The following is a 23,028-nucleotide window of genomic DNA, read 5'->3' on the forward strand; positions in this document are numbered from 1 at the left end:
TTAGTCACTCTCTTTGCTACCGCAGAAAGGAATATTGATTGCACCAATATAGGATAAAAACTTTAATGTTATCCCGGATTTTAAGACTTTATAAAAGATATGAAATCACTATTGAATTTCATAAAAAAACAGAGCACTTTTTCAGTATTTTCGTTTACACAATTTTTTTATTGTGTTCGACGTGCTGGGCCACAGAAGTAGACTTCGAGACGATTGAAGTCAAGGGGCGGAAGCGCAATCTTGTAGGTTTGAGCTCTTCTGCTTCTACTGGCAGTGTATCTCAAGGAGAAATTGCAATTCGCCCTTTATCTCGCACTGGCGAAGTACTTGAACTAGTGCCGGGAATGGTAGTGACGCAACACAGCGGCAACGGCAAAGCGAATCAGTACTTTCTGCGAGGCTTCAATTTGGACCACGGTACTGATTTTGCGACCTATCTCGATGGCATGCCGTTAAATCTGCCTACACATGGTCACGGTCAAGGGTACACCGATCTAAACTTTATCATTCCCGAAGCTATAATTAGCTTAGATTACAAAAAGGGGGCCTACTATACAGAAGCCAGTGATTTTAGTGGGGCAGGTTCTGCATGGTTAGCAAGTATAAATAAGACACTCAATAGCAATATGGGACTAACAGTTGGAGAGTTCGGTTTTGTTCGCAGCCTTCTGGTACATACTATTGGCACACAAAAGGGGAGCACATTAATCGCACTTGAATCCAATCAATACGATGGTCCGTGGGAAAATGTAAAAGAAGATGTTGGGAAAACCAATTTTTGGATAAAGCACACTACAAATGTCTCAGTTGGAGAGCTTTCAGCCAGCTTGATGGCATACGACAATAATTGGAATAGCGCTGACCAAATTCCAAGTAGAGCAGTCGAACAAGATGAGGTTAACAGACTAGGCTCAATCGATAGTACTGTCGGAGGAAAATCAAATCGCTTAAGCGTGAATGTAGAGTGGCAAAGCGATAAGGTGATCGCTAATGCTTATATGATCCGCTATTCGATGAATCTTTGGTCAAATTTCACGTATTTTCTAGGGAACGAAGACCTCGGTGACCAGTTTGAACAAACTGACGATCGTATGGTTTATGGCGGGAATATTGTTTTCGCTAAACCTCACAACTGGCAAGGTTTTGGAGGTCATAATACATTTGGTGCACAGATCAGACTCGACAATATTAAAGAAGTTGGCTTATTCCAAACCCAATCAAGAATTCGCTTTGGCACTATCAGACGTGATGATGTAAATCAATCTAGTACCGGGATATATTGGGAGAACGAAACGTGCTGGACTAAACAAATACGCACTACTCTAGGCGCTCGTTATGATGTATACAATTTTGACGTGTCAGACCTGGCTGGCGTCAATAGTTCGAGCATTAATCTCTCTCCAAATTCAGGAACGAAATCAGACGAATTGGTTTCACTAAAAGGCAACCTGATTTATCAAGTGAACACTGAGTTTGAAGGCTACCTTTCAATTGGCCAAGGTTTTCACTCAAATGATGCACGAGGAACGACTATTCAAATTGACCCTGTCGACGGAGCGCCCATCAATAGCGTAGATCCGCTGGTCCGCTCGTTCGGATACGAAGCAGGGTTAAGAGGTTTTATAGCAGATAAGTTAAGTACATCTGTGTCATTGTGGCTACTCGAACTTGATAGCGAGCTATTATTTGTGGGGGATGCTGGTAATACAGAGGCAAGTGGTAAATCCATGCGTAAAGGTCTTGAATTTACCAGCTACTATCACATAGCTGGCGACTGGACCTTAGACTTTGAGTATGCCTACACTGATGCAAAATTGGTCGATGTTCCAAAGGGTAAAAACAATATTCCAGGTGCAATTAAACACGTGTTGCAAACGGGTATAAGTGTCGATCAAGGTAAGGGGTGGTTTGGTAGCCTAAGGTATCGTTACTTTGGCAAGCGCGCGTTAGTCGAAGATACTAGTGTAGAGAGCAATAGTAGCGGCATATGGAACTTACGCGTTGGATATAGGTTTGGAAATAAATTGTCTTTTTCATTAGACGTGTTAAACCTCTCAGATAGCAAAGATCATGATGTCGACTACTTTTACGAGTCCCGTTTAGAAAACGAACCTGCTAATCAAAGTATTGACGATATCCATTTTCATCCTTTCGAACCTAGAAGTGTAAGGGCTTCAGTCTCTTACTTCTTCTGAGTTGAGCTGTTGGTCTATAACTATGGTTATGTATCAACCAGTGGTGCCATGGTTAGCCATGGTCCTAGAGCACGCATATCACAAAAAATGTTGGTGTTTTCACTGTTCTAGATAACTGTTCTGAGCAAACTGATACGTAGGAAGCTGAGGAGAACCTAAACCTAAATGGAAAGGTCACAATGCACTGATACAGCTAGTTAAACTGTACCAGCGCATTGTGACCGGCTTTTTACTGGCGGCGCGATAAACAACTATCTATTTTAAGAAACCTATTTTAGTCGTTGGAACCAGTAAGACGGTTCCATGGCGCATAGACTTTGCCGGCATAGACATTTCATCAGACCTGTTTCTCCAAGTGACTAAGTCATCACTCGTAGCAAGACAATAAGAAAACTCGCTATCTGGAGCGTCCCAGTATAACCACCAGAGATTATCTTTCTTTAATAAAGACGGACCTTCGGCCATGACATTCACAATGTTGGTTCCTGCACCAACAATTGGCGCTCCCATTTCGGTCGGATAAGGACCTTGCATATTGTCGGAAAATACCAAGCGTAAGTTTTTGCCGCCCTTATTCTCAGGCATTTCATTTTTGATCACCATCACAAATTGGTCATCAATTGTATCAGAGGTACCTTTGTCGTCTTTTGCAATATATGGGTCGATAACACTCACTTCAGGAGATTGTGGCGAATAGAATAACTCAGGTGGAGAAAAACTATTAAAGTCACTAGTTCTAGTTATATAAGTTCGGTGATCTCGTCCTGGACGGTTAGACGAACCGTCATTGTCTTTGAGTTCCTCTTCTAAAGTGGAACTCCACAAAATGAAGTACTCTTCGCTTTCATCATCCCAGTGGAGCTCTGGAGCCCAGCTATTCTTAGCCCCATCGCCGTCTTGCCAAAGAGATATTTTCTTTGGCTCACTCCATTGGACGAGATCTTTTGAATATGCATAGCCAATTGTTTTGGACCACCAGCTGGTGGTCCAAACCATATGAAACATATTGTCGTGAAAGAGGATTGAAGGGTCTCTTGTCAGGTTTTCATCCGGCCAATCAGGTGCTTCAAAAATGAGTTTACCCTCGTTTAACCATTTAAAATTTAAACCATCATAGCTGTAAGACAGGTAGATACCTGTTTCTCCGTTTCCTAAAAAATAAGGTAGTAAAAATACTTCCCCAGTTTGCGGTTCGGATGTCTTAATTGCTAGTGTTTCCTTTTGTATTGAACAACCCCCAACCAAAAATACAGCTAACAACGTACAGGCGAATACTCGTAATTTTCCTATTGCAAAAACAATGGGGCTGTTATCCAGAAAAGTAAAAAAATCTGATCGAAGATTCATATTGATTTGTACCCGCCTTATTTTTAATTTTAGAGATAAGTTTAACAAATAATAACAAGTTTGACACCGGTGTCAAACTTGTTATTATTTGTTGGGAAATTGACTATTTAGAACGAAGAGGTTTTGATGAGAGCTTTTGTAATGTTATTTGCAATGATCGCTTTTTCACAAATGGCCGCAGCAAATGGACGCGAACTTGCCGACGACTATCAATTAAGCTACCCAACCAAAGCCGTACCAAAAACTCAATTCGGCCTATTGCCGTCTGGAAAACCGGCGTCGTTGTATTGGCTGTCCAATGAAAATGGAATTGCAGTCGCCATCACTGATTTGGGAGCAACTATTGTCTCGCTTTATGCACCAGATCGAAATGGTGTCTTTCAAGATATTGTTTTGGGTTTTGAAACGCCGGAAAGCTATTTGACCGAAAGCCCATACTTTGGTGCGATAGTTGGAAGATATGGGAATAGAATTAAAGAGGGAAAATTCACTCTGGACGATGTGGACTACCAGCTTGCTATTAACAATGGGAAAAACCATCTTCACGGGGGCGAAGTTGGCTTTGATAAAAAACTATGGCAGGTAGACGCATTTTCAGATAACAGAATAGTACTCCAATTAAAAAGCCCCGATGGAGAGGAAGGTTACCCTGGAACACTCGTTACCCATGTGATTTACAGCCTGAACGACCAAAATCAGTTGTCGATAGAGTACTCGGCCACGACGGACAAAACAACGATAGTAAACCTGACGCAACACAGTTACTTCAATTTAGCAGGTCACAATGGCGGCTCTATTCTGGATCACGAGCTTGAAATCAACGCTGACAGATTTACAGAGATCGACAGCGAGCTAATTCCTACAGGACGATTACCTTTGGTCGAAGGTACTCCATTGGATTTTCGAGAAAAAACAACTATAGGAGCTCGTATTGAATCACCAGATCCACAATTAATAAATGCATTAGGCTATGATCACAATTGGGTTTTGTCTGCAAATGCTGCTAGTGGAAAGGAGGCGGCTGCGGTTTTACATCATCCGGCTTCAGGGCGAACGCTTACTATTTTCACCACAGAGCCTGGCATACAATTCTACTCAGGGAATTTTCTAGATGGTTCTATCAAAGGTAAACAAAACGCAACATATTGCCATCGGTGCGGATTAGCACTGGAAACACAGCATTTCCCAGATTCACCAAATTATCCCCAGTTTCCCAGTGTTCGTCTTGAAGCCAGTGATGAATTTCGGTCTAAAACGATATTCCAGTTTAGTGTAAAATAGTGCCTTGGAAAACATATTTTACCTGTTATTGCACTTAGCTCAGAATGTATGCTCCATCCATTTCAGTGCATCACGTGGCAAGGCATCCCAAAAAAAATAGATCTACATATCATTCAACTGATACGTAGATCAGATGCTTGTGGAGACAATACCTGAATCGCAATATATAGTAGGTTCAGTGTATATTCGGAGGTAGCAGCAATTGGCTAGTTAGGTTCCTGTTCCAAGTGTCGGGGCTTTTGCCATACTCTGACATAGTCAATTTCAAAATCAACGACGCCATCTTCTTTTTCGCCTTCCGGACTGTTTTTCTCAAGATCTTCCAAACTATCGGGAACGCCGTGCCACGGGAATGTCTCTTGGTCTAACCACAAGCTTATGGGGCGATCAGCAACCCAACCGTCGTAGTCCTCAGGTACATTGCGATTTTCAAGAGCCCATTTACGGACATCATCCTTGCTTACCTCAGAGATGAGCTTGCCATCGACGTAATATTTAAAGCCGCTCTCATCCCATTCAAAACCATAGACGTGAAAGTCGTCTGCAACGCGAAAACCCAAATCTTTGTGTTGGGTAAATACGGGCTTGCCAGCGTCAGGCAATCCTGTTTGCCAATCACGCAATGACCACCAGAGTTCACGATCCAAATGATTTTTTTCTGGGTCTCGGTGGTCGCCAAATTGCTCGAAAAAGTCCAGCTCAATCTTGTTACCCATAGACCAAAACGCGCTGGTGACTTCGGCATCTGCTGCTTTACTTCTTATTTCGATATATCCGTAGGTGAAAAACTTACGGGAAATGAAGCAGGCTGTAGTGATGTTTTCGTAGGGAAGGGGATCACCAAAGTGGGGTTTTCTCACTTCATCACTAAAAGGAAAATCAGGTTCCCAGCGGGTTTCCAGGACTAACTTACCCTCTTCCAAGCGATAGTTTCTGCCAGAAAACTGAGAGGGAGCGCGCCCTTTCCATACCCACTTTTTGGGGTTGTCCGGGTGTTTGTATACGGGTTTTCCATTTTCAAACTTACCAACAATATACCAGCGATCTTCATCTATGGTATCACCATTAAATTCATCGCTGACCTCGGTATTGTATACCCACTCCCCTTGGTTAGCTGGGTCTGAAAGAGGTAAAACAGCGGTAGATGACAACGATTCTGTGCGTTCGTCGGCTAACGGTGGTGCATGGCTTTTCTGACTGCATGATTGTGAAAGAAAGAATGCGCACGCTAATGAGAGTAGTCGGCCATAGCGAAGGGCGATGCGACAAGTGCTTACATTGTTTACGTACTCATGTTTAGGGCTGGTCATAGTTTGATATCCATAGCAAAAAGTAAAAAGCGCTGTCGCTGTAGGACTTTTTTGCCTACATGACATATTAACATTACCCTAACATAAATATAGCATAAGTATAAAGATATGATGTTTAAGTTTGTTGTGAGTATGTGATAGTGGGTACCTGAGTAAGGAGGGCTCATCAGTGAGTCATGAGCCGGCGTTTTTTCTACGAGGTAACGAGAGTAGAGCGGGCTCACAAGTTTGTAGAAAGCAGTGAGCCGGATTGAGATGGATAGGACTAAATCACAGAAGCCAGTTCGCTGCCCTGGCGAATGGCAAATTTAGCGTCTAACTCACCCGCCTTAAACGCGCCACCAATAACGTGCACGCTATGTCCTCGGGTTTTAAGCGCTTCTGCCAGCCCATTGTTGGGTTCCTGACCTGCGCAGACGATCACGTTGTCCACTGCCAGCACTTTTTCTTCTCCGTTGTGAACAATATGTAGCCCGTCGTCGCTGACTTTCTGATATTCCACACTATTAAAAAATTCTACGTCGTTTTTCTTAAGTGTGGTTCTGTGGATCCATCCGGTGGTTTTGCCTAAACCCGCCCCTACCTTAGTCTTCTTTCGTTGTAGTAAATACACTTTTCTGGCCGGGGTTGGCTTGGCTGGAGTCATTAATCCCGCTGCTTCGGAATAGGCTTTGTCAATGCCCCAGTTTACCAGCCATTTATCGGGTTGTGTGGTTAAACTTTCCTGCTCAACCAGGAATTCTGCCACATCAAAGCCGATACCGCCGGCACCGATAATAGCCACGGAACCACCGACTTTGTCTGGGTTTGCAAACACATCGAGATATCCCATGACTTTGGTATGGTCGCTGCCGGGTATTCGTAACGTGCGCGGGGTAATGCCAGTGGCAATCACGATGTCATCAAATTTGGTTTGCTCGAAAGACGCTGCGGTAAGATGCTCACCAAGCTTTAATGTAACGCCGTGTTTTCGTAGTTGCACACGGAAGTAGCGCAGGGTTTCGTAAAACTCTTCTTTACCAGGTATTTGCTTGGCAATATTAAACTGCCCGCCAATATCGCCAGCCTGATCGAACAGGGTAACATCATGCCCTTTCGCGGCCGCGTTGATGGCAAAGGCGCATCCCGCTGGCCCGGCCCCCACTACCGCAATGTGTTTTGGCGCGTCTACTCGGGGGAAGTTGAGTTCAGTTTCGTAGCACGCCCGTGGATTAACTAAACAGCTTGCACGTTGCTGCTTAAAAACATGGTCCAGGCACGCCTGATTGCAAGCGATACAGGTATTGATTTCGTTAGTTCTGCCCTCAGCAGCTTTAATGACGAGATCGGGGTCGGCCAGAAAAGGCCTGGCCATAGATACCATGTCGGCATCGCCGTTTTGCAGTACTTGCTCTGCCACATCAGGCATATTAATGCGATTGGTGGTGATAAGCGGTAGCGATACTTCCGCTTTCATCCGTTTAGTTATCCATGTAAATGCCGCGCGAGGTACAGAAGTGGCGATAGTGGGAACTCTGGCTTCATGCCAGCCGATACCGGTATTAATCATTGTTGCGCCGGCTTCTTCAATGGCTTTTGCCAGATACACTACATCAGACCAACTCGCGCCGCCTTCCACCAGATCCAGCATAGACAGGCGATAAATAATAATGAAGTGCGGCCCCACGGCAGCCCGAACACTTTTTACGGTTTCTATGGCAAACCTGGCTCGGTTCTCCAGACTTCCACCCCATTCATCGGTGCGCTTATTGGTTCGCTCGCAGAAAAATTGATTTATAAGGTAGCCTTCAGAACCCATGATTTCCACGCCGTCGTATTGTGCATCCTGGGCAAGCCTGGCCGCGTTAGCAAATTGCTTGAGGGTTTTCTGAATGCCTCGTTTGGTGAGTGCTCTGGGCTTAAACGGAGAAATAGGTGACTTTAAGGCAGACGGCGCTACTGCAAATGGGTGATAGCCGTAGCGGCCTGCGTGCAGCAACTGCATGCAGATTTTGCCGTTTTCACTATGCACTGCCTGGGTGATTTTACGGTGTTGTTTAACGTGCTTATTGCTCGACATGCGGCTGCTGAAAGGTGCAACCCAGCCGGCAATATTCGGGCTAATGCCGCCGGTAACAATTAATCCCACCCCTCCTTTAGCTCGCTCTTGATAAAAAGCGGCCAGTTTGTCAATGCCATGTTTTTCTTCTTCCAGCCCTACGTGCATGGAACCCATAAGTGTGCGGTTGCGCAGTTGAGTGAATCCAAGATCAAGTGGAGAGAGCAATCGCGGGTACAATGCGTGGTGTTCCATAGTTACCTCTTTTGGGCGAAAAAACCGATTATTGTTATGGCTAAACGCGGTAAAGCAGCCTGTTAAGACGGCGCTGAATGTAATGATAACGTTAATTTTGGTCAACTGGTACAACCAATTCGATCAATAAATCAATATTTCGATTTCCGGTCTGTGGACAGCATAACGTTATGCAATCTCGTGAAACGCAAAATACGATTTGAAATTCAATTAATAAACATAGTATGTTTGTTAATATATTACTTTCAGTGGTGTAATCAAATTGTAAATAACGTTGAGACGCGTTGGAGATTCACCAGGGGACACACTTTTATCTATGGGCATCGCTATGAGTACAGCTACATCGGCAGGTTTTATCACTTTTTTATATGTGCTCACCATTGTGGTGGGATGCAGTACATCATCACCTGATATGGAAACCCCAGCAGACCATTCCCTATTCCGAGTCACTGACGGTGTTATTCCTTTTGACAAAAAACTGAGCAGAAAGTGGGGGGCGGCGGTGGTAGCTGATGTAGATCAAAACGGTTGGGACGATGTCATCACTACACAACACGGCAACTCTGCTCTCATTTACTGGAATGACGGCGGGCAGTTTTCCGCGCCTATTACGCTTATCACGGGTGATACCCATGGTTTGGGCGTATCTGATTACGACGGTGATGGCAATATGGACATTATTGTTTCTCCGGGTGGCGGTGATGGTGGTAACCCTAGAAGACCGGTGTTCTTTTCCGTCGACAAAAAGCGAAATATTACCCGGGAAGGCACCTTTGAACATTTTCGCGCCAGTCGGGGCCGTGCCATTAAGTTTATAGAGGCCAATCAGGACAGCAAGTTGGATTTGTTTACCACAGGCTTTGCGCCCAGAAAAGTGGCATCGCTCACCACGAATCAGTTGTATCGCAACACAGGCGCTACGTTCGAACATCCAGTCACACTGGCAATGCCTCACGATGCACTGTCAGTAAAAGTGTTGCAAACCGATGTCAACAGTGACGGTTTAATGGATGTTATCACATTTGGTGGACGGGATATGACGTTGTCACTTGCACAAGGTGATGGAACTTATTCTGATGCAACACAAGATGTGTTAGGTGAATTGGCGCGCATCCGTTATGTCAGCAATATGGCTGAGTTGGACTACGACAATGATGGTGATTTTGATTTGTTTTTAACGCGCAGCCCTTACCAGTTTGAAAAAGAGGCGTATTACGATGACAAAAACCAAAATTTTGCATTTTTTGTATTCCGCGACGCATTTATGTTTGACGATATCATCGTCGGGGGAGACAACCTGATCCTGGAGAATATTCAGGAGACGTGGGCAACGTATGACATTCAGTTGGGCGAAAGGCGCAAGGTTGTGGAAGCTTCCCGACCCGAGCATAACACCGGAGGGCGACTGGTGATTAAACCCGAGGATGCCATGGGGTGGCCACAGGACGACGAATTAAAAGGCATGCACATTGGCTATATGGGTGACGGTAAATGGCGTATTGGCGGTGTCGTTAAGTCGCGCTTGGCCGCAGTGGTGAAAAACGTATTGGTCCACCCGGGAGAAATCAAGCGAAATCCTTTACCGGCGGTTATGTTAGAAAATCGAAATGGTCGTTTTGTAGATGTAACTACGGAGTTGGGAATTGCCGTTGAAGCGCAAACTACCAGTGTTGCGGCAGGTGACGTGAACAATGATGGCTTTGTGGATTTGGTTGTGTCCCCATACGGAAATATGGCCTTGCCGGTGACCCACATTGTGTTGCTAAATCAGCAGGGCAAGCGCTTTGCAATGCACCCATATAGTGGGTTGGTTTCCGAAGAAATTGGCGCCACCGGTCTGGGGGTGACATTGTTTGACTACAACAAAGATGGGCGCTTAGACGTTATTTTCGGAAATGAACGGGGCCGCTGGTACATGGCTGAAAATCAGGTGCCTGAAGAAATGTTGGGCCATTTTGTTAAAGTGCATGTCTCAGCATCTCCGACTGCCGGTGCTCAGCCTACAGGAGCATGGGTAACCGTGTCTGCGTGTGGAAAAAAACAAATCCAGCACATGGGGGCCACAGGTGACGGCTTCCACCATATGCTAAACAGTGAGATGCACTTTGGCCTCGGAATTTGTGACCATGTGGACGACGTTTATGTCAGGTGGGCTAATGGCGAAGAAAAGCATCAGTTCAATGTGGCCGCTGGTCAGCTAGTGCGGTTCTGACAAAGCTCATGAAATACAGGAAAATGCGTCTATATCAAACCGGAGGCTGCAAACGCGCAGCCGTTAGACATCACTGTCGAAAATGAATGCGTTTCCCCCGCTCTTACTTCGCTTTATTTGACTAACCCTTTGTCTACTTTACAAAATAACAATGCATTTTCTCTATGAGATTTATCCAAAGAATTGGCAAACCCTTCGTCGGTATACTAAAACTATGTATTGAGACCGATATAACAGTGGCTAGCTAAGATTACATGGCTGTGAAACCCAATCTTGCCAGGGATTTTATTTAATGACAGAGTTTTACAGTGTGCTGATGAGCATGAATGCGTTGTGTGCTATCAGCATTTTATTGTCAGGTGTAGACAGACGACGGCCTTATTTTATAGCGTTAGCACTCCTCAATGCAGTGTTGTTCTTATTTCATTGGCTTTCATTGATGTTGCATAGTGCCACCACTGTTGATGAAGCCATAAAAATCAGTAAGTATCATCTGTTCTGCGTCATTTTGGCTCACCCTCTGCAGATTTTAATTCTGGGCTTATGGACAAAGTTTCGCTATGTGAAAGTGCTGTTCTATGCCTTTTGCCTAATGTCGCTCCCGCTGTTGGTTATCAATGTGTTTTCCGAACACTCAATAAGATACGGCGAGCATGCAGTGCTGATAACCTACACCACTGTGTTTGGCGATACTGCTGCAATCTTAAAAGGCGAAAGCGGTGCGTATTTTCCGCTGCTTCACCTTAGCTATGCTTTATCTTCGTTGTTTATGGCGTACTGCGTCATTCGCTTCTTCAAACAAAAGCAGATATATCTGTTTTTCACATTACTGCTCACGATACTGCTGCAGCTTGGCGCAAGTGAAGTAGGCTTTGAGATTGATCAGCAAACCTTAAACTGGGTGTACGTGGGAGGTGTGCCTTCCACGGTTATGTCGCTGCTTGTGATGGGTATGATAAGCCGTGGTTTTAAGGAAAAATCTGATGAGTTAGATAAAGAGGGCAACAATAAAATTGCAATGCAAGGTGTGTTTTCTGCGCTGGCCAAAATATCAAACGAAGGTGACGTGAGTTCATTCTATGAAAATTGCGTTACGCTTTTAGCCCGGTATTCAAAAGCAGACTACGTGTTATTTGGGTTAGTCAACGCAAATAACCCACAGACTATTGCCACAGAGGTGGTGATTAAAAACGGCGAGCGTATTGATAATTTCGTGTATAAACGCAAAGGTTCGCCTTGTGAAAATGTACTGTCAATAGAGGCATGCGTACATCGCGAAAAAGTTGCAGACGATTTTCCCGACGATGCAATGCTGCGTGAAGAAGGCATTGAGGCATATATTGGGCACCCCATTGTGGGAAGCAATCGATGTAATGTGGGTTTATTGGTATTAATGTATAAACGGCCGTTAACTGGCGAAGGCGCACTCAGAGCCGCTACAGATGTTTTCGCAACGCGAATGAGTGCCGAGTTTAGACGGCAAGCCCTGCAAAATGAACTCAAGGCGACAGCTTTCATTGACTACCTTACCCGTTTGCCCAACCGCACAAAGCTACTTACCTGTGTGAACACAGTGCGTGCTGACTTGCAAACCGAAGATGCCCAGGCACTACTGATGTTATTTGACCTTGACCATTTTGGTGAGGTGAATCGCAAGTATGGCTACGATGTGGGTGACAGGGTAATAAAAATCATTGGTGAACGGTTGAGCAGTTACACCAGTGAATGCGTGCATATTTTTCGCTGTGGCGGTGATGAATTTGCTGTAATGATCCCTAAGGTGCGCGCTGATTTAACCCGCCTGACAAATGTTCACTGGACAGCAATTCAGGCTATTGTCAATGAAACCTGTAGTGTTGGAAATCGCAGGATCAATGTCAATTGCACAATGGGGGCGGTATTATTTCCATCACAGTTGGATTCAAAAATCGACGTTATTGGCGCTGCTGAGCAGGCACTTATGCGCGCGAAAGAGCACGGTCGAGGACGGTATACCTTTTTTGACCCGGCTTTTCTTTCTGATGTTGAATATGCCAGGGAACTTGAGGCTGACTTAGTCGCCGCACTTCATCATGATGACGGGCTGGATGTATATTATCAGCCAAAAGTTGATTTAAACGGCGACATTGTTGGTGCTGAGGCTCTTGTGCGTTGGTTTAGTAAAAAACGCGGAGTTGTCTCGCCGGCCGACTTTATTCCCATTGCGGAAGAAACCGGGGTTATTCACTTGCTGGGGCAATGGGTATTGACGCGTGTGCTGGATGACCTGGTTCACTGGCAGCGGTGCCACTATCACCTGGTGCCTATAGCCATTAATGCTACGGTTTCACAGTTTGAAGACAACGACTTTATACAGCAACTCAAGTCTTCAATTATTGAAAAAGGTTTACAATCGCATCTTATTGAATTGGAGCTTACTGAGTCAGGGTTGTTAACTGACCGTTTAAAAGCAATAACCACACTTGCAGAACTTAGAGGATTTGGTATTACCGTTGCAATTGATGATTTTGGGACGGGTTACTCTTCGTTGTCATACTTGAGTGAACTGCCTCTGGACGTATTAAAAATTGATAAATCTTTCGTTGACGGATTGTACGATGATCGCAATCGGGAACTGGTGAAATCCATCATTGCAATCAGTAAAACTATGGGGCTTACCAGTATTGCAGAAGGCACGGAAACCCTGGAGCAGGTAAACCTAATGAAATCTTACGGATGTGATTTATTCCAAGGGTATTATTTCAGTAAACCCCTGGCGAAAGACGAATTTGAAACCTGGTTGCAGGGTTAATTATTTTTTTGTAGATCTTCGGGCGCGTTGTCGGCAACTACCGCATTGCGCTCTCCCATGGGCTTGTCTTTGCCAACGGTACTGTCTGTCAGGGTTTGCAATTCAATTGCAGCGTTTAGTTCTGCGCCAATAAGAATGATATACGCACTTAGGTAAAGCCAGAGCAGTAAAATAATAATGCCACCCACTGACCCATAAGTTTTGTTGTATGAAGCAAACTCAGTCAGGTAGAGTGAAAACCCATAGGAAGCTCCCACCCACAAAATTGTCGCGAATGCGGAGCCTGGTGTCACCCATCTCCAGCGGGCCGCGCGACGATGAGGCGCGTAGCGATAGAGAGAAGCAAGTGCCAGGTTAAAAATCGCAAGGAGGGCAGGCCAGGTAAACCAGCTGACTTTCACATCACCCAGTGTATCGCGGTTCAACCACTCCACCAGTTTCGGCACGACAGAGATACAGACAAGTGCAACAATGACTGTGGCTATCATGCTGATGGTGCAGATAATACGCGCCACAATGCCTTTGAAAAATCCACGCCCTTCGCTTTCACGGTAGGTAATATTACAGGCGGTAATGAGCGCATTAGCCCCTTTACTGCTGCTCCACAAAGATATCAGTAGTGTGAGAAAAAAACTCCAGCCCAGCGCAGAGTTTGACCGTTGAATCAATCGCTTTAATTGCTCTTCTATGATGTACTGGCTTTCTTCTGGTACGATGTTGACCAGCATGGCCATGTGTTCTTGTACCTCAGCAGACGACACCACTAAACCATACAAGGCGATAGTGGCGGCAAGGAGAGGAAATATGGCCAGCAAGCAATAAAAAGCCACGCCAGCGGCAATCAGGGGAATATTGTCATTTTGCACACTGCGAGTGATGCGTTTAGCTATACTCCACCACCCCTTCACAGGTATGGTAAGCGTAGATTTGGCGTTGTTGAAGGTTGTCTTGCTCATGAGTGGTATCAATTGATGAACGGTACCATTGATACTCCCTTTCTGTCGGCAAGGGTTCATTAACGTGTGTAATTTGCACTCTGGTGTATTACCCTTTGGCAACGGTCCCGGATTTGTTTTCTGCTGGCCGCGCTTTGAGATATTGCTGCGTCATTTTTTCTGCTGAGCGCCCGGCTACATATCCGCCTAAACCAATTTGCAGCAACGTCCATGCCTCGGGGGCAAGCTTGTTGGGTAACCAGCCAAAACTGTCCGATACCACCAAAATGAGAAACACTAACATAGTAATCGGTCGCCAATTGCGTTGAAGCCACGATTGACCGGTAGCCTCGGCCGTGATGATCGCTGTTTTGCTTTCCAGGAGTTGTGTTTCATAATCGATGACCTTCGCCAGCAGTTCATTTTCCACCGCTTTAATTTTGCTTTGCAGTTGGAGTTTTTCTTCATCGCTGGTGTGCAGTTCATCCACCAGCTTTACCGCAGGCTCAAAGATACTGCTGATAAAAGAGAACACGTTCATATTAACCTCCTTGTTTATTGTCTAAATTAGGCATGAGTTTGATAAAGGCGTTGTAGTGCCTTCGTATTTTTTCTCCGTACACGTTTTTTTGCCCGGCGCCGTTGTACATGCTGGCAAAATCTACAAAGTCGTGATTGCGAAGGTATTGCAACATTTGAGGTGAGAAAAACTCAAAAAGGCCAGCTATCTGGTATTGAATGTGAGATGAAAAGGCCGCAAACATTTCGGTCACTGTGCGATAGCCAATTCGTTCGTGGTTGAAGCCCATAATCTGAGGTGCCCCCATGCTGATTGATAGCATGGCTGCTTCCTCGTCGAGTAGACGGGCGAATTCAAATACTTCCCATTCTGTGATCTGGCGTCCGTGGAAAGGTTGCCATTCGTCGTTAATGTCTTTTCGCCATTCGTGACCGAGCCATACTTTGTCACTGCGATAGCGAAAATGCTGACTAAATTGCGTGGCATTGTGTTTACCCCAGTAGCGCCAGAACTTGTGGTTTTCAAAACGGATGATCATTTTGTCGCCGTTATTTTGTTCAAACCCTTTGCCGGCACTTTCTACACATAACACCGCCACTAATGCTCCGGTGCTAATTTGTTTTTGCTGGCACAGTTGGTTAAGCAGAGCACCAAAGCGGTTCCAGGTAGTGGCTACCCCACGCTGTTCCGCATTACCTGTGACAGGGAGGATCACAGGTGGGGTCAGCGGTATTGGACTGTTGGTATCACTTCGTTTCGGAATAGGAGCAATGATGTCATTTTCATGATCCGCCATGGCGAGGGGGGCTTCAGAATCGGGGGGAGGTGAGTCGTCGCGGGCGATATAGGTGTCAGACACATAACCGCGATTGCCGTTGAATCTTATTTGACTCCAACCTTGAATAGTGCCTTCGACCCAGACCCGATTGCGTTGAGCGAGCTGGCCAAAAATACTGGCTGTAAGTGAGGGGGCAGCGCGGACATTCAATAGGTTTGCCGTTACCACTCCGTGGTAACCCGATGACGCGTAGGTTAAGTCGACATACGGTGCGGCTACATACGCCGTTTGATGATTGAATTCAATCTCCAGCCAACCGTCGAGGATAGCAAGCGTTTTAACCGATGCGCCCTGTGATAATGTCGCGACATACGCTGCACTCGGCGATGGGCCAGCACGCACGTTTAAGCGCGGCGTGTTTACCGCACCGGACAAGCGCGACATGTCGTTTACGGGTTTGAGGTAAGCGCCGTTGACAAAACCAATGGTAGTGCCATAGCGAATTTGCCACCAACCATTGATATTCGCTTCACCGCGAACCACTTCATTTTCCGTAAGTCTGGACAGCACCGACGACCTTGTCATCGGCATGCTGCGGACATTCAATAACTGCGGAACCACGGCGCCTAACATAAGCGACTCTGCGGGTTGCTCGAGGACGCGTGTCTAACTGCGTTTACACAATAGCTAGTCAATCTTTGTTCCTTTTCGTTTATCCATAAACAAAGAGGCCGACTGCTTTCTGGCACGGATGTGTACTGCCGAAGGATGAAATCAAAATGTAACAGCTAAACCCGCTCCGCGCATCTTTTTTTGCTTGTGATTCGTTTGTAGCCTCCTTAAAAGGCAGTAGTTTGCTGGCTTTTTTCCCGGGGCTATCAGTCAAAATACACACAACCAAATACCATAATGTATTGATATTTGTCATTTCCCACTGTTCATTTTCCCACCATAGTCGAAAGTACATCAGGTACACATCAGCGGAGCGTGTCTTTTTTTCTTCAGTAAAAAAACGCGTCTCATATTAGGAATAACAAGAAAAACAAAGGTGATTTTACATGTTTAAAGTCAATCAGTTATCGGTATTCATTTCTACAGTCCTGCTGGTAAATACAACAGTTCGGGCCCAGGAAACAGTGCAAGATGGTGTGAAAAGTGATCTTGAAGTCATAGAGGTTACTTCACGAAAACGCGCAGAATCTTTAAATAAAATTCCCGTAGCCGTATCGGCTTTCACCGAAGAAATGATTGAACAACAAGGTTTTCAGTCTCTTGATGATATTGCGCGTTTCTCACCAGGCCTGAGTTTTTCTAAAGCATTTGGTCGATCAACCGAGCGTCCGGTGATTCGGGGGATGAGTAATGTGCTCGCCGGTGTTCAGTTTGGCGTTGAATCTGGCGCAGCGTATTTTGTCGATGGCAACTATTTTGCTGGCGATATCCAAAGCATTGATATGAGTAACATTCAGCGCGTTGAAATCGTAAAGGGGCCACAGAGTGCATTATATGGGCGCAATTCTTACTCAGGGGCTATTAACTTTATTACCAAAAGCCCAAGTGATGCATTCAGTGCACGAACAAAAGTTCTTTTTGCCGAGGACGGCGAGCATACCTTTAGCGTCAATGCTGATATTCCTATTAACGAGTGGTTACACTCTTCGGTTAGCATTCGGGATTACAATTACGATGGGCAGTGGGAGAATGAAGTGACAGGCAAAACTGTCGGTGATGAGTCCACACGATCATACAGTCTCGTTCTGGATGCGCAACCTAGTGATAGTTTGCACCTTCGCTGGCGTATTCAGTCGCAAGAAGACGATGATGGCACCCGCCCGTTTTTCCTGCAACCCGCTACGGAAAACAACTGTTTTTCCGGCGTTCGCTCTTTAGCTTATTGGCCGGCCAGCGCTTCTGACAATAACTTTCAATACTATTGTGGTGCTATAGAGGCCAGACCTATTGCACTGAATGATGGAGCTGATGCAGATGGTGTTCCCAATGCCGTTCCTGGAGTTCCCACCAGTGGTTTCCTACCCGGTGGTGTAACCTACTTTGGTAACCCTTACGATCTTAACGACGGCACAGCTTTTGATGGTGTAGAAAATGATCTGTTGTTCAGTACGCTGGCAGCGGATTATGAAACCCAAGGTGGCTATGTATGGGATGGTAATATTAGCTACCGTAACCAAGATGGCCGCACGGGATCGGACAGCGACCATTCATCGGTTAACTTCACCTTTGCACCCGGGCAAGAGGGTTTCTTTGCTCTGTCGTCACGTGCCAAAGTCATTGACAAGACCGCCGAGCTTAAGTTGCGCTCTCCAGATGCTGATCTCTCCTGGATGGTGGGCGCGTTTTATTACAAACAACGCAAAGATACGTACGATCTAACATTCGACAATGCCCAGGTTGGTCTTTATGAAAACTTTAGTTCAGTGACGAATCAGGCCATCTTTGCTTCTGTTGATTATCGCGTGAACCCAAGATTTGATATCACAGCAGAGGCGCGTTGGGCAAAAGAAAAGAAAGTAGTAACCGAGTATGCAACCACTGACGGCTCGCTAGTGTTTAACGAAGGTGGGGAGTGGAATAACTTCACGCCGCGATTTACAGCAAATTATCAACTTAATGAAGATACCATTATTTACGGTATTGCAGCGAAAGGCGTAAAACCCGGTGGCTTCAACGGCAGTGCAGGAGCTTCTGTTGGACAGGAAACGTATGAGCAGGAAGAAACAAGCTCTGTGGAAGTGGGGATCAAAAGCCGTTCTTTTGAGAACATGTACGCAACAATTTCCGCTTACTACAACGATATCAGTAAACTTCAGCTCACAACCGCGGTGCCCAATCCTGATGGTGCGTTGAACTCCATTGCCACCAACCAAGGAGAAGGTGAGGTGTTTGGCGTGGAATTAGATTTGCACGTGCAATTTACTGACTACCTGAATGGACGTTTTTCCTATGCTTATGCCGATTCACAATTCACCAGTGGCTGTGACGATTTCCAGTATGCGCTAACCAGTGCCGGCGGGTTGATGAATCCCGACAATATTGCCGAAAGCCCTGATTTTAATGCGTTGTTGGGGTTAAGTGGAGAAGGAGATTGTTCTATTAAAGGCAATCAATTCCCATTAAGTTCAAAGCATCAAGCCAGTGCTTTTGCTGAATACGTGCAGGAAATAAGTGGCGGCATAGAGGGGTTTATTAATGCTGATGTCAGTTACGAATCTAAGAAATACGTTCAGGTGCACAATTATGCGTATTTACCTGAGGCAGTTATTGCAGGGTTACGTACCGGCGTGAGGGCTGATAACTGGAGTGCTTCACTTTTCGTTAGAAACCTGACCGATGAAGATGCGCCAGTGATGGCAACGCGTTGGTTGGCGATACCTTATTTCACTTTTTCTTCGCTGAATACAGCACCAGACGGTGCCGATACGGGGAGTCCGCGAGCATTTTTTGGCAATGCCCGTCGCGGACGCCAGATAGGTCTTGAGTTTAGCTACTACTTCCAATAATCGCGTTTTTGAGTTAGTGGGGCACACGTCCACACTGGTTTTATACTGCCTTGCTGCCCGTTGTCGGGCAAAGGCAAACTCAATGGGGATGAATCTGCCTATGACGAATGCTGTCACTACTGCTTTATTCCTTATCGTACATCCTACCTTCGTAGGATGAAATCGCCTCTTATGCAGGATGTGTTTTCCAATTGCGGCTGGTTAGTATAACGCTGGAATAAAAGGCTTGCTGGGGCACTTATGTCGGGTTTTACTAAAATATCTACAACAATAGTGGCAGTTTTTATCAGCTGTTTCCTGGTTTTCTCCGCACTTGTGTACTTTCACATTAGAGACAATATTGAAGAGGAGATGACGGGCGCACTTAGCCAGGTTCGGGAAATGGTAAAGCGAAATGTGTCTGTTTCAGACATTGAGGCCATTGTCGCTCCGAGTCCCCATTTGTCCGCGCGCTACTTCACTGGCAGAATTCAGCCCTATCAAACACTGGGGGTGAGCCAAAATGGTTCCGGTCCAATTGCGCCAGTCATTATTCCTATCCAGGAAAATCAGTACCTTATTGTCACGCCCTATGAAGTTGCTGAACTTACTCAAAACCTAACTTTTTTCGCCCTTGTGGCCGGCTTGTTCTTTGCGACATTCGTTTTGCTATTGATAACTCTCAAAGTAGCCGTAAAGCAACGCTTGGTGCCTCTGAATCAACTCGCTGACGCATTGTCACAATTGAGTGAGGGGAGGGCAACACAAGCCCTTCCTTACTCAGATATTCCGGAAATGAACAAAGTTGTGAGGCAGTTTCAGCATCTGCAACAGGCCTTAGGCGCGAAAGAAAAGCAATTGATAAAAATTGATAAACAACTGGCTTTGCTTCAGGAACAAGAGCGCAATTATCTGGCCCGTGAATTACATGACAATGTTGGTCAACTGCTCACCACCATAAAAGCTCATGCGTATATTCTGGTGAATGCCCGGGAACGTACCGTCATCGAGAAGTCTGCGCAAAAAGTTCAGGTAATGTCTCACCAAATTAGCGATGCTGTGCGAAAACTCACGGTCCATCTTCACCCCCTGGTGCTTGATAAAGTCTCACTGCAAGGCTCTCTTGAAGGCCTGGTTTACGAACAGGAAATTGCACACCCGGATACCCGGTGGGAGGTGTCCATAAACCTGAAAAACTACAAAGAAGACAACGAGCGGGACATTCATCTTTATCGCTTTGCGCAGGAAGCTATCAACAATGTGGTTAAGCACGCTAATGCCACTAAAGTCAGTATTCAGATTTACGGTGATGGGCATGGCGTTTCACTGGTGGTGAAAGATAACGGCCGCGGTTTGGGAGATCACGTGGTAGAAAATATTGGCATGTCTTCCATGCGCAGCAGAGCTCGCTGCATTGGCGCAGATTGCACCGTGACTTCTCCCAGTGAAGGTGGGGTGACAGTGTCCCTGGCTTTAGTTCTCAATACGGGAACACCGGCTTTTGACGCCGATGTCGCATGAACATTTTATTGGTTGATGATCATGCCGTAGTGAGGGAAGGCTACAAAGCGCTTCTCAACGCCATGATGCCTGATTGTGAGGTTTTTGATGCAGACAATGGTGCTCGAACCCAAAAAATACTGGCAAATCATGATATTGATATTTTGATCCTCGACATAAACCTAGCCAATGAAAGCGGCCTCGTACTCGCCAAATTCTTCTTGCAACAACACGCACAACTAAAGATTATATTTTTTAGTATGTTTGAAGATAGCGTAATCCTCCAGCGGGCTATGCAAACCGGCGCTATGGGGTACATCAGCAAAAGCAGTTCGCCGGAAATACTCATTTCTGCCATTAAGGTGGTCGCTAGAGGGCAAAAGTACATTGAGCGCACACTGGCGGTGAATCTGGCGAATCAACTTCTTGATGCCAATGTGGATCTCGCCACGAAATTGACCAAACGAGAGTTTGAAATATTCATCGCCATCGCCATGAATAAATCCCGCTTCGATATTGCCGATGAACTCGGTTTGTCGGCGAAAACCATTTCCAACGCCCTTACCGTTATTAAGCGAAAGCTCAATGCTGTGCCGTCCGAGTTTTGCACCATCGCAGCCAGGCACGGTTATATCGGCGGGGCCGATCCCACAACGGTAAACACCATCTCCTGCGGATACAAAACAGGCAAGTAGACCTTAGTTTCCCCTCCTAAAGTAGGAGTCAAATCGGTCTATCGCATCATGGTGGGAAAAGCATAAAAGTACCATTATCAAATGACACAACAAACCACGTTATCGCGTGTGGTTCACGCAACGTTAGCATAGGGTATTTCTTATGATTTATGCAAAGCCTGGAAGTGAAGGTTCGGTCGTAAGCTTTAAAAAAAGCTACGGTAATTTTATTAATGGCGGTTGGGTTGCACCGGTTAAAGGTGAATACTTTACTGCAACTTCGCCTGTTGACGGCAGTGAAATTGCGCAAATACCGCGTTCTACTTCGGAAGACATTGAGCTGGCGTTAGATGCTGCCCACGCTGCAAAACAGGCCTGGGCTGATAAGTCAGTGGCAGAGCGCTCAAACATTCTCCTCAAAATAGCCGATCGCATCGAAGAAAACTTGGAACTATTGGCGGTTGCTGAAACCTGGGATAACGGAAAAGCTGTACGTGAAACGCTAAATGCAGATATTCCTCTTTGTGCCGATCACTTCCGCTACTACGCAGGATGTATTCGCAGTCAGGAAGGCACCATTGGTGAGATTGACAAAAATACCGTGGCGTATCATTTCCATGAACCCTACGGTGTCGTCGGTCAAATCATTCCGTGGAACTTCCCACTGCTCATGGCTGCCTGGAAATTAGCGCCAGCCCTTGTCACCGGGAACGTAGTGGTACTGAAACCGGCTGAGCAAACGCCTGTGTCTATATTGGTATTCGCGGAGCTTATTCAGGATCTGCTTCCTCCCGGTGTACTTAATATCGTCAATGGTTTTGGCGCTGAAGCTGGTCAGGCGCTCGCCACCAGTACGCGTATTGCGAAAATCGCCTTCACCGGTTCAACCCCAGTGGGTGGGCATATTTTGCGCTGTGCAGCAGAAAATCTTATTCCTTCTACCGTAGAGCTCGGTGGCAAGTCACCGAATTTGTTCTTCCCCGATATTATGGATCACGAGCCTGAGTTTATTGATAAGTGTGCTGAAGGCCTGGTACTGGGCTATTTCAACCAAGGCGAAGTGTGTACTTGTCCGTCCCGGGCTATCATTCACGAAGACATCTATGACGCCTTTATGGAAAAAGTGATAGAAAAAATTCATAAGATCAAGCGGGGAAATCCGTTGGACACTGAAACCATGGTGGGAGCGCAGGCGTCAAACGAACAGTTTGAAAAAATCCTGAAGTACATCGATATCGGGAAGTCAGAAGGTGCGGAAGTGGTCACCGGTGGTGAGAAAGAGCAATTACCTGGCTTTGATGGTGGTTATTACATTCAGCCCACTATTTTGAAAGGCCAAAATCACATGCGCGTGTTCCAGGAGGAAATATTTGGCCCTGTTATAGCGGTTTCCACCTTCAAGACCGAAGAAGAAGCCATTGAAATTGCCAATAACACCAGCTTCGGCCTGGGAGCTGGCGTGTGGAGCCGGGATGCGAATGTGGCATTCCGCGTAGGCCGCGCGATTGAAGCGGGACGGGTGTGGACGAACTGTTATCACCTGTATCCGGCCCATGCTGCATTTGGCGGCTATAAGAAATCAGGGATCGGACGGGAAACCCATAAAATGATGCTCGATCATTACCAGCAAACGAAAAACCTGCTGGTAAGCTACGACATCAATCCATTGGGTTTCTTCTAGGCCAAAGCGGGCAG

General features: G+C 45.9%; 14 protein-coding genes. 8 read left to right on the forward strand and 6 right to left on the reverse strand.

Annotated features, from left to right (window positions below):
* Positions 1-65: 65 nt before the first annotated feature.
* Positions 66-2,195, forward strand: a complete 2,130-nt coding sequence (locus KO518_RS05910) for a TonB-dependent receptor (RefSeq protein ID WP_216024911.1) — start codon at positions 66-68, stop codon at positions 2,193-2,195.
* Positions 2,196-2,450: 255 nt separating this feature from the next.
* Here KO518_RS05910 and KO518_RS05915 read toward each other — a convergent pair whose 3' ends face one another.
* On the reverse strand, positions 2,451-3,542 hold the full coding sequence (locus KO518_RS05915; RefSeq protein ID WP_216024912.1) for a family 43 glycosylhydrolase: 1,092 nt from the start codon (positions 3,540-3,542) through the stop codon (positions 2,451-2,453).
* A gap of 126 nt (positions 3,543-3,668) precedes the next feature.
* Here KO518_RS05915 and KO518_RS05920 point away from each other — a divergent pair, with 126 nt between their 5' ends.
* A complete protein-coding gene (locus KO518_RS05920; protein WP_216024913.1) occupies positions 3,669-4,823 on the forward strand; it encodes an aldose epimerase family protein in 1,155 nt (384 codons plus the stop codon).
* A 206-nt stretch (positions 4,824-5,029) separates the two neighbouring features.
* Here the strand turns inward: KO518_RS05920 and KO518_RS05925 are convergent, their stop codons facing one another.
* Both KO518_RS05925 and KO518_RS05930 read right to left on the reverse strand, forming a co-directional pair.
* Complete coding sequence (locus KO518_RS05925; protein ID WP_216024914.1) at positions 5,030-6,133, reverse strand: family 16 glycosylhydrolase; 1,104 nt, start codon at positions 6,131-6,133, stop codon at positions 5,030-5,032.
* Positions 6,134-6,398: 265 nt separating this feature from the next.
* Positions 6,399-8,426, reverse strand: coding sequence for an NADPH-dependent 2,4-dienoyl-CoA reductase (locus tag KO518_RS05930; RefSeq protein ID WP_216024915.1), 2,028 nt, complete (start codon positions 8,424-8,426; stop codon positions 6,399-6,401).
* Between the two features lie 328 nt (positions 8,427-8,754).
* On the opposite strand from KO518_RS05930, the gene KO518_RS05935 reads away from it, so the two are divergent.
* Both KO518_RS05935 and KO518_RS05940 read left to right on the forward strand, forming a co-directional pair.
* A complete protein-coding gene (locus tag KO518_RS05935; protein WP_216024916.1) occupies positions 8,755-10,638 on the forward strand; it encodes a CRTAC1 family protein in 1,884 nt (627 codons plus the stop codon).
* Positions 10,639-10,930: 292 nt separating this feature from the next.
* Positions 10,931-13,429 carry a bifunctional diguanylate cyclase/phosphodiesterase gene (locus KO518_RS05940; RefSeq protein WP_216024917.1) on the forward strand — a complete coding sequence of 833 codons (2,499 nt, stop codon included), beginning with the start codon at positions 10,931-10,933 and terminating at the stop codon, positions 13,427-13,429.
* Here KO518_RS05940 and KO518_RS05945 read toward each other — a convergent pair.
* From KO518_RS05945 to KO518_RS05955, 3 genes are all read right to left on the reverse strand, one after another.
* Positions 13,426-14,385 carry a YihY/virulence factor BrkB family protein gene (locus tag KO518_RS05945; protein WP_216024918.1) on the reverse strand — a complete coding sequence of 320 codons (960 nt, stop codon included), beginning with the start codon at positions 14,383-14,385 and terminating at the stop codon, positions 13,426-13,428. The two genes, KO518_RS05940 and KO518_RS05945, sit on opposite strands and share 4 nt — an antisense overlap.
* Positions 14,386-14,473: 88 nt before the next feature.
* Positions 14,474-14,905, reverse strand: a complete 432-nt coding sequence (locus tag KO518_RS05950) for a 3TM-type holin (RefSeq protein ID WP_216024919.1) — start codon at positions 14,903-14,905, stop codon at positions 14,474-14,476.
* A 1-nt stretch (position 14,906) separates the two neighbouring features.
* Positions 14,907-16,295, reverse strand: a complete 1,389-nt coding sequence (locus KO518_RS05955) for an N-acetylmuramidase domain-containing protein (protein ID WP_216024920.1) — start codon at positions 16,293-16,295, stop codon at positions 14,907-14,909.
* Between the two features lie 425 nt (positions 16,296-16,720).
* Here KO518_RS05955 and KO518_RS05960 point away from each other — a divergent pair, with 425 nt between their 5' ends.
* The 4 genes from KO518_RS05960 to KO518_RS05975 all read left to right on the forward strand — a co-directional run bounded on the left by KO518_RS05960 (position 16,721) and on the right by KO518_RS05975 (position 23,014).
* Entirely contained in the window at positions 16,721-19,180 is a 2,460-nt protein-coding gene (locus KO518_RS05960) for a TonB-dependent receptor (RefSeq protein ID WP_216024921.1), read from the forward strand.
* Positions 19,181-19,420: 240 nt separating this feature from the next.
* Positions 19,421-20,680 carry a histidine kinase gene (locus KO518_RS05965; protein ID WP_216024922.1) on the forward strand — a complete coding sequence of 420 codons (1,260 nt, stop codon included), beginning with the start codon at positions 19,421-19,423 and terminating at the stop codon, positions 20,678-20,680.
* The gene (locus tag KO518_RS05970; protein ID WP_216024923.1) at positions 20,677-21,354 is read left to right on the forward strand and encodes a response regulator transcription factor; all 678 of its coding nucleotides are present in this window, start codon (positions 20,677-20,679) and stop codon (positions 21,352-21,354) included. The genes KO518_RS05965 and KO518_RS05970 overlap by 4 nt, the downstream gene beginning before the upstream one ends.
* A 142-nt stretch (positions 21,355-21,496) precedes the next feature.
* On the forward strand, positions 21,497-23,014 hold the full coding sequence (locus tag KO518_RS05975) for an aldehyde dehydrogenase family protein (RefSeq protein WP_216024924.1): 1,518 nt from the start codon (positions 21,497-21,499) through the stop codon (positions 23,012-23,014).
* Positions 23,015-23,028 lie beyond the last annotated feature (14 nt).

It is taken from the genome of Aestuariibacter sp. A3R04, from assembly GCF_018860805.1.
Lineage (GTDB): Bacteria > Pseudomonadota > Gammaproteobacteria > Enterobacterales > Alteromonadaceae > Alteromonas.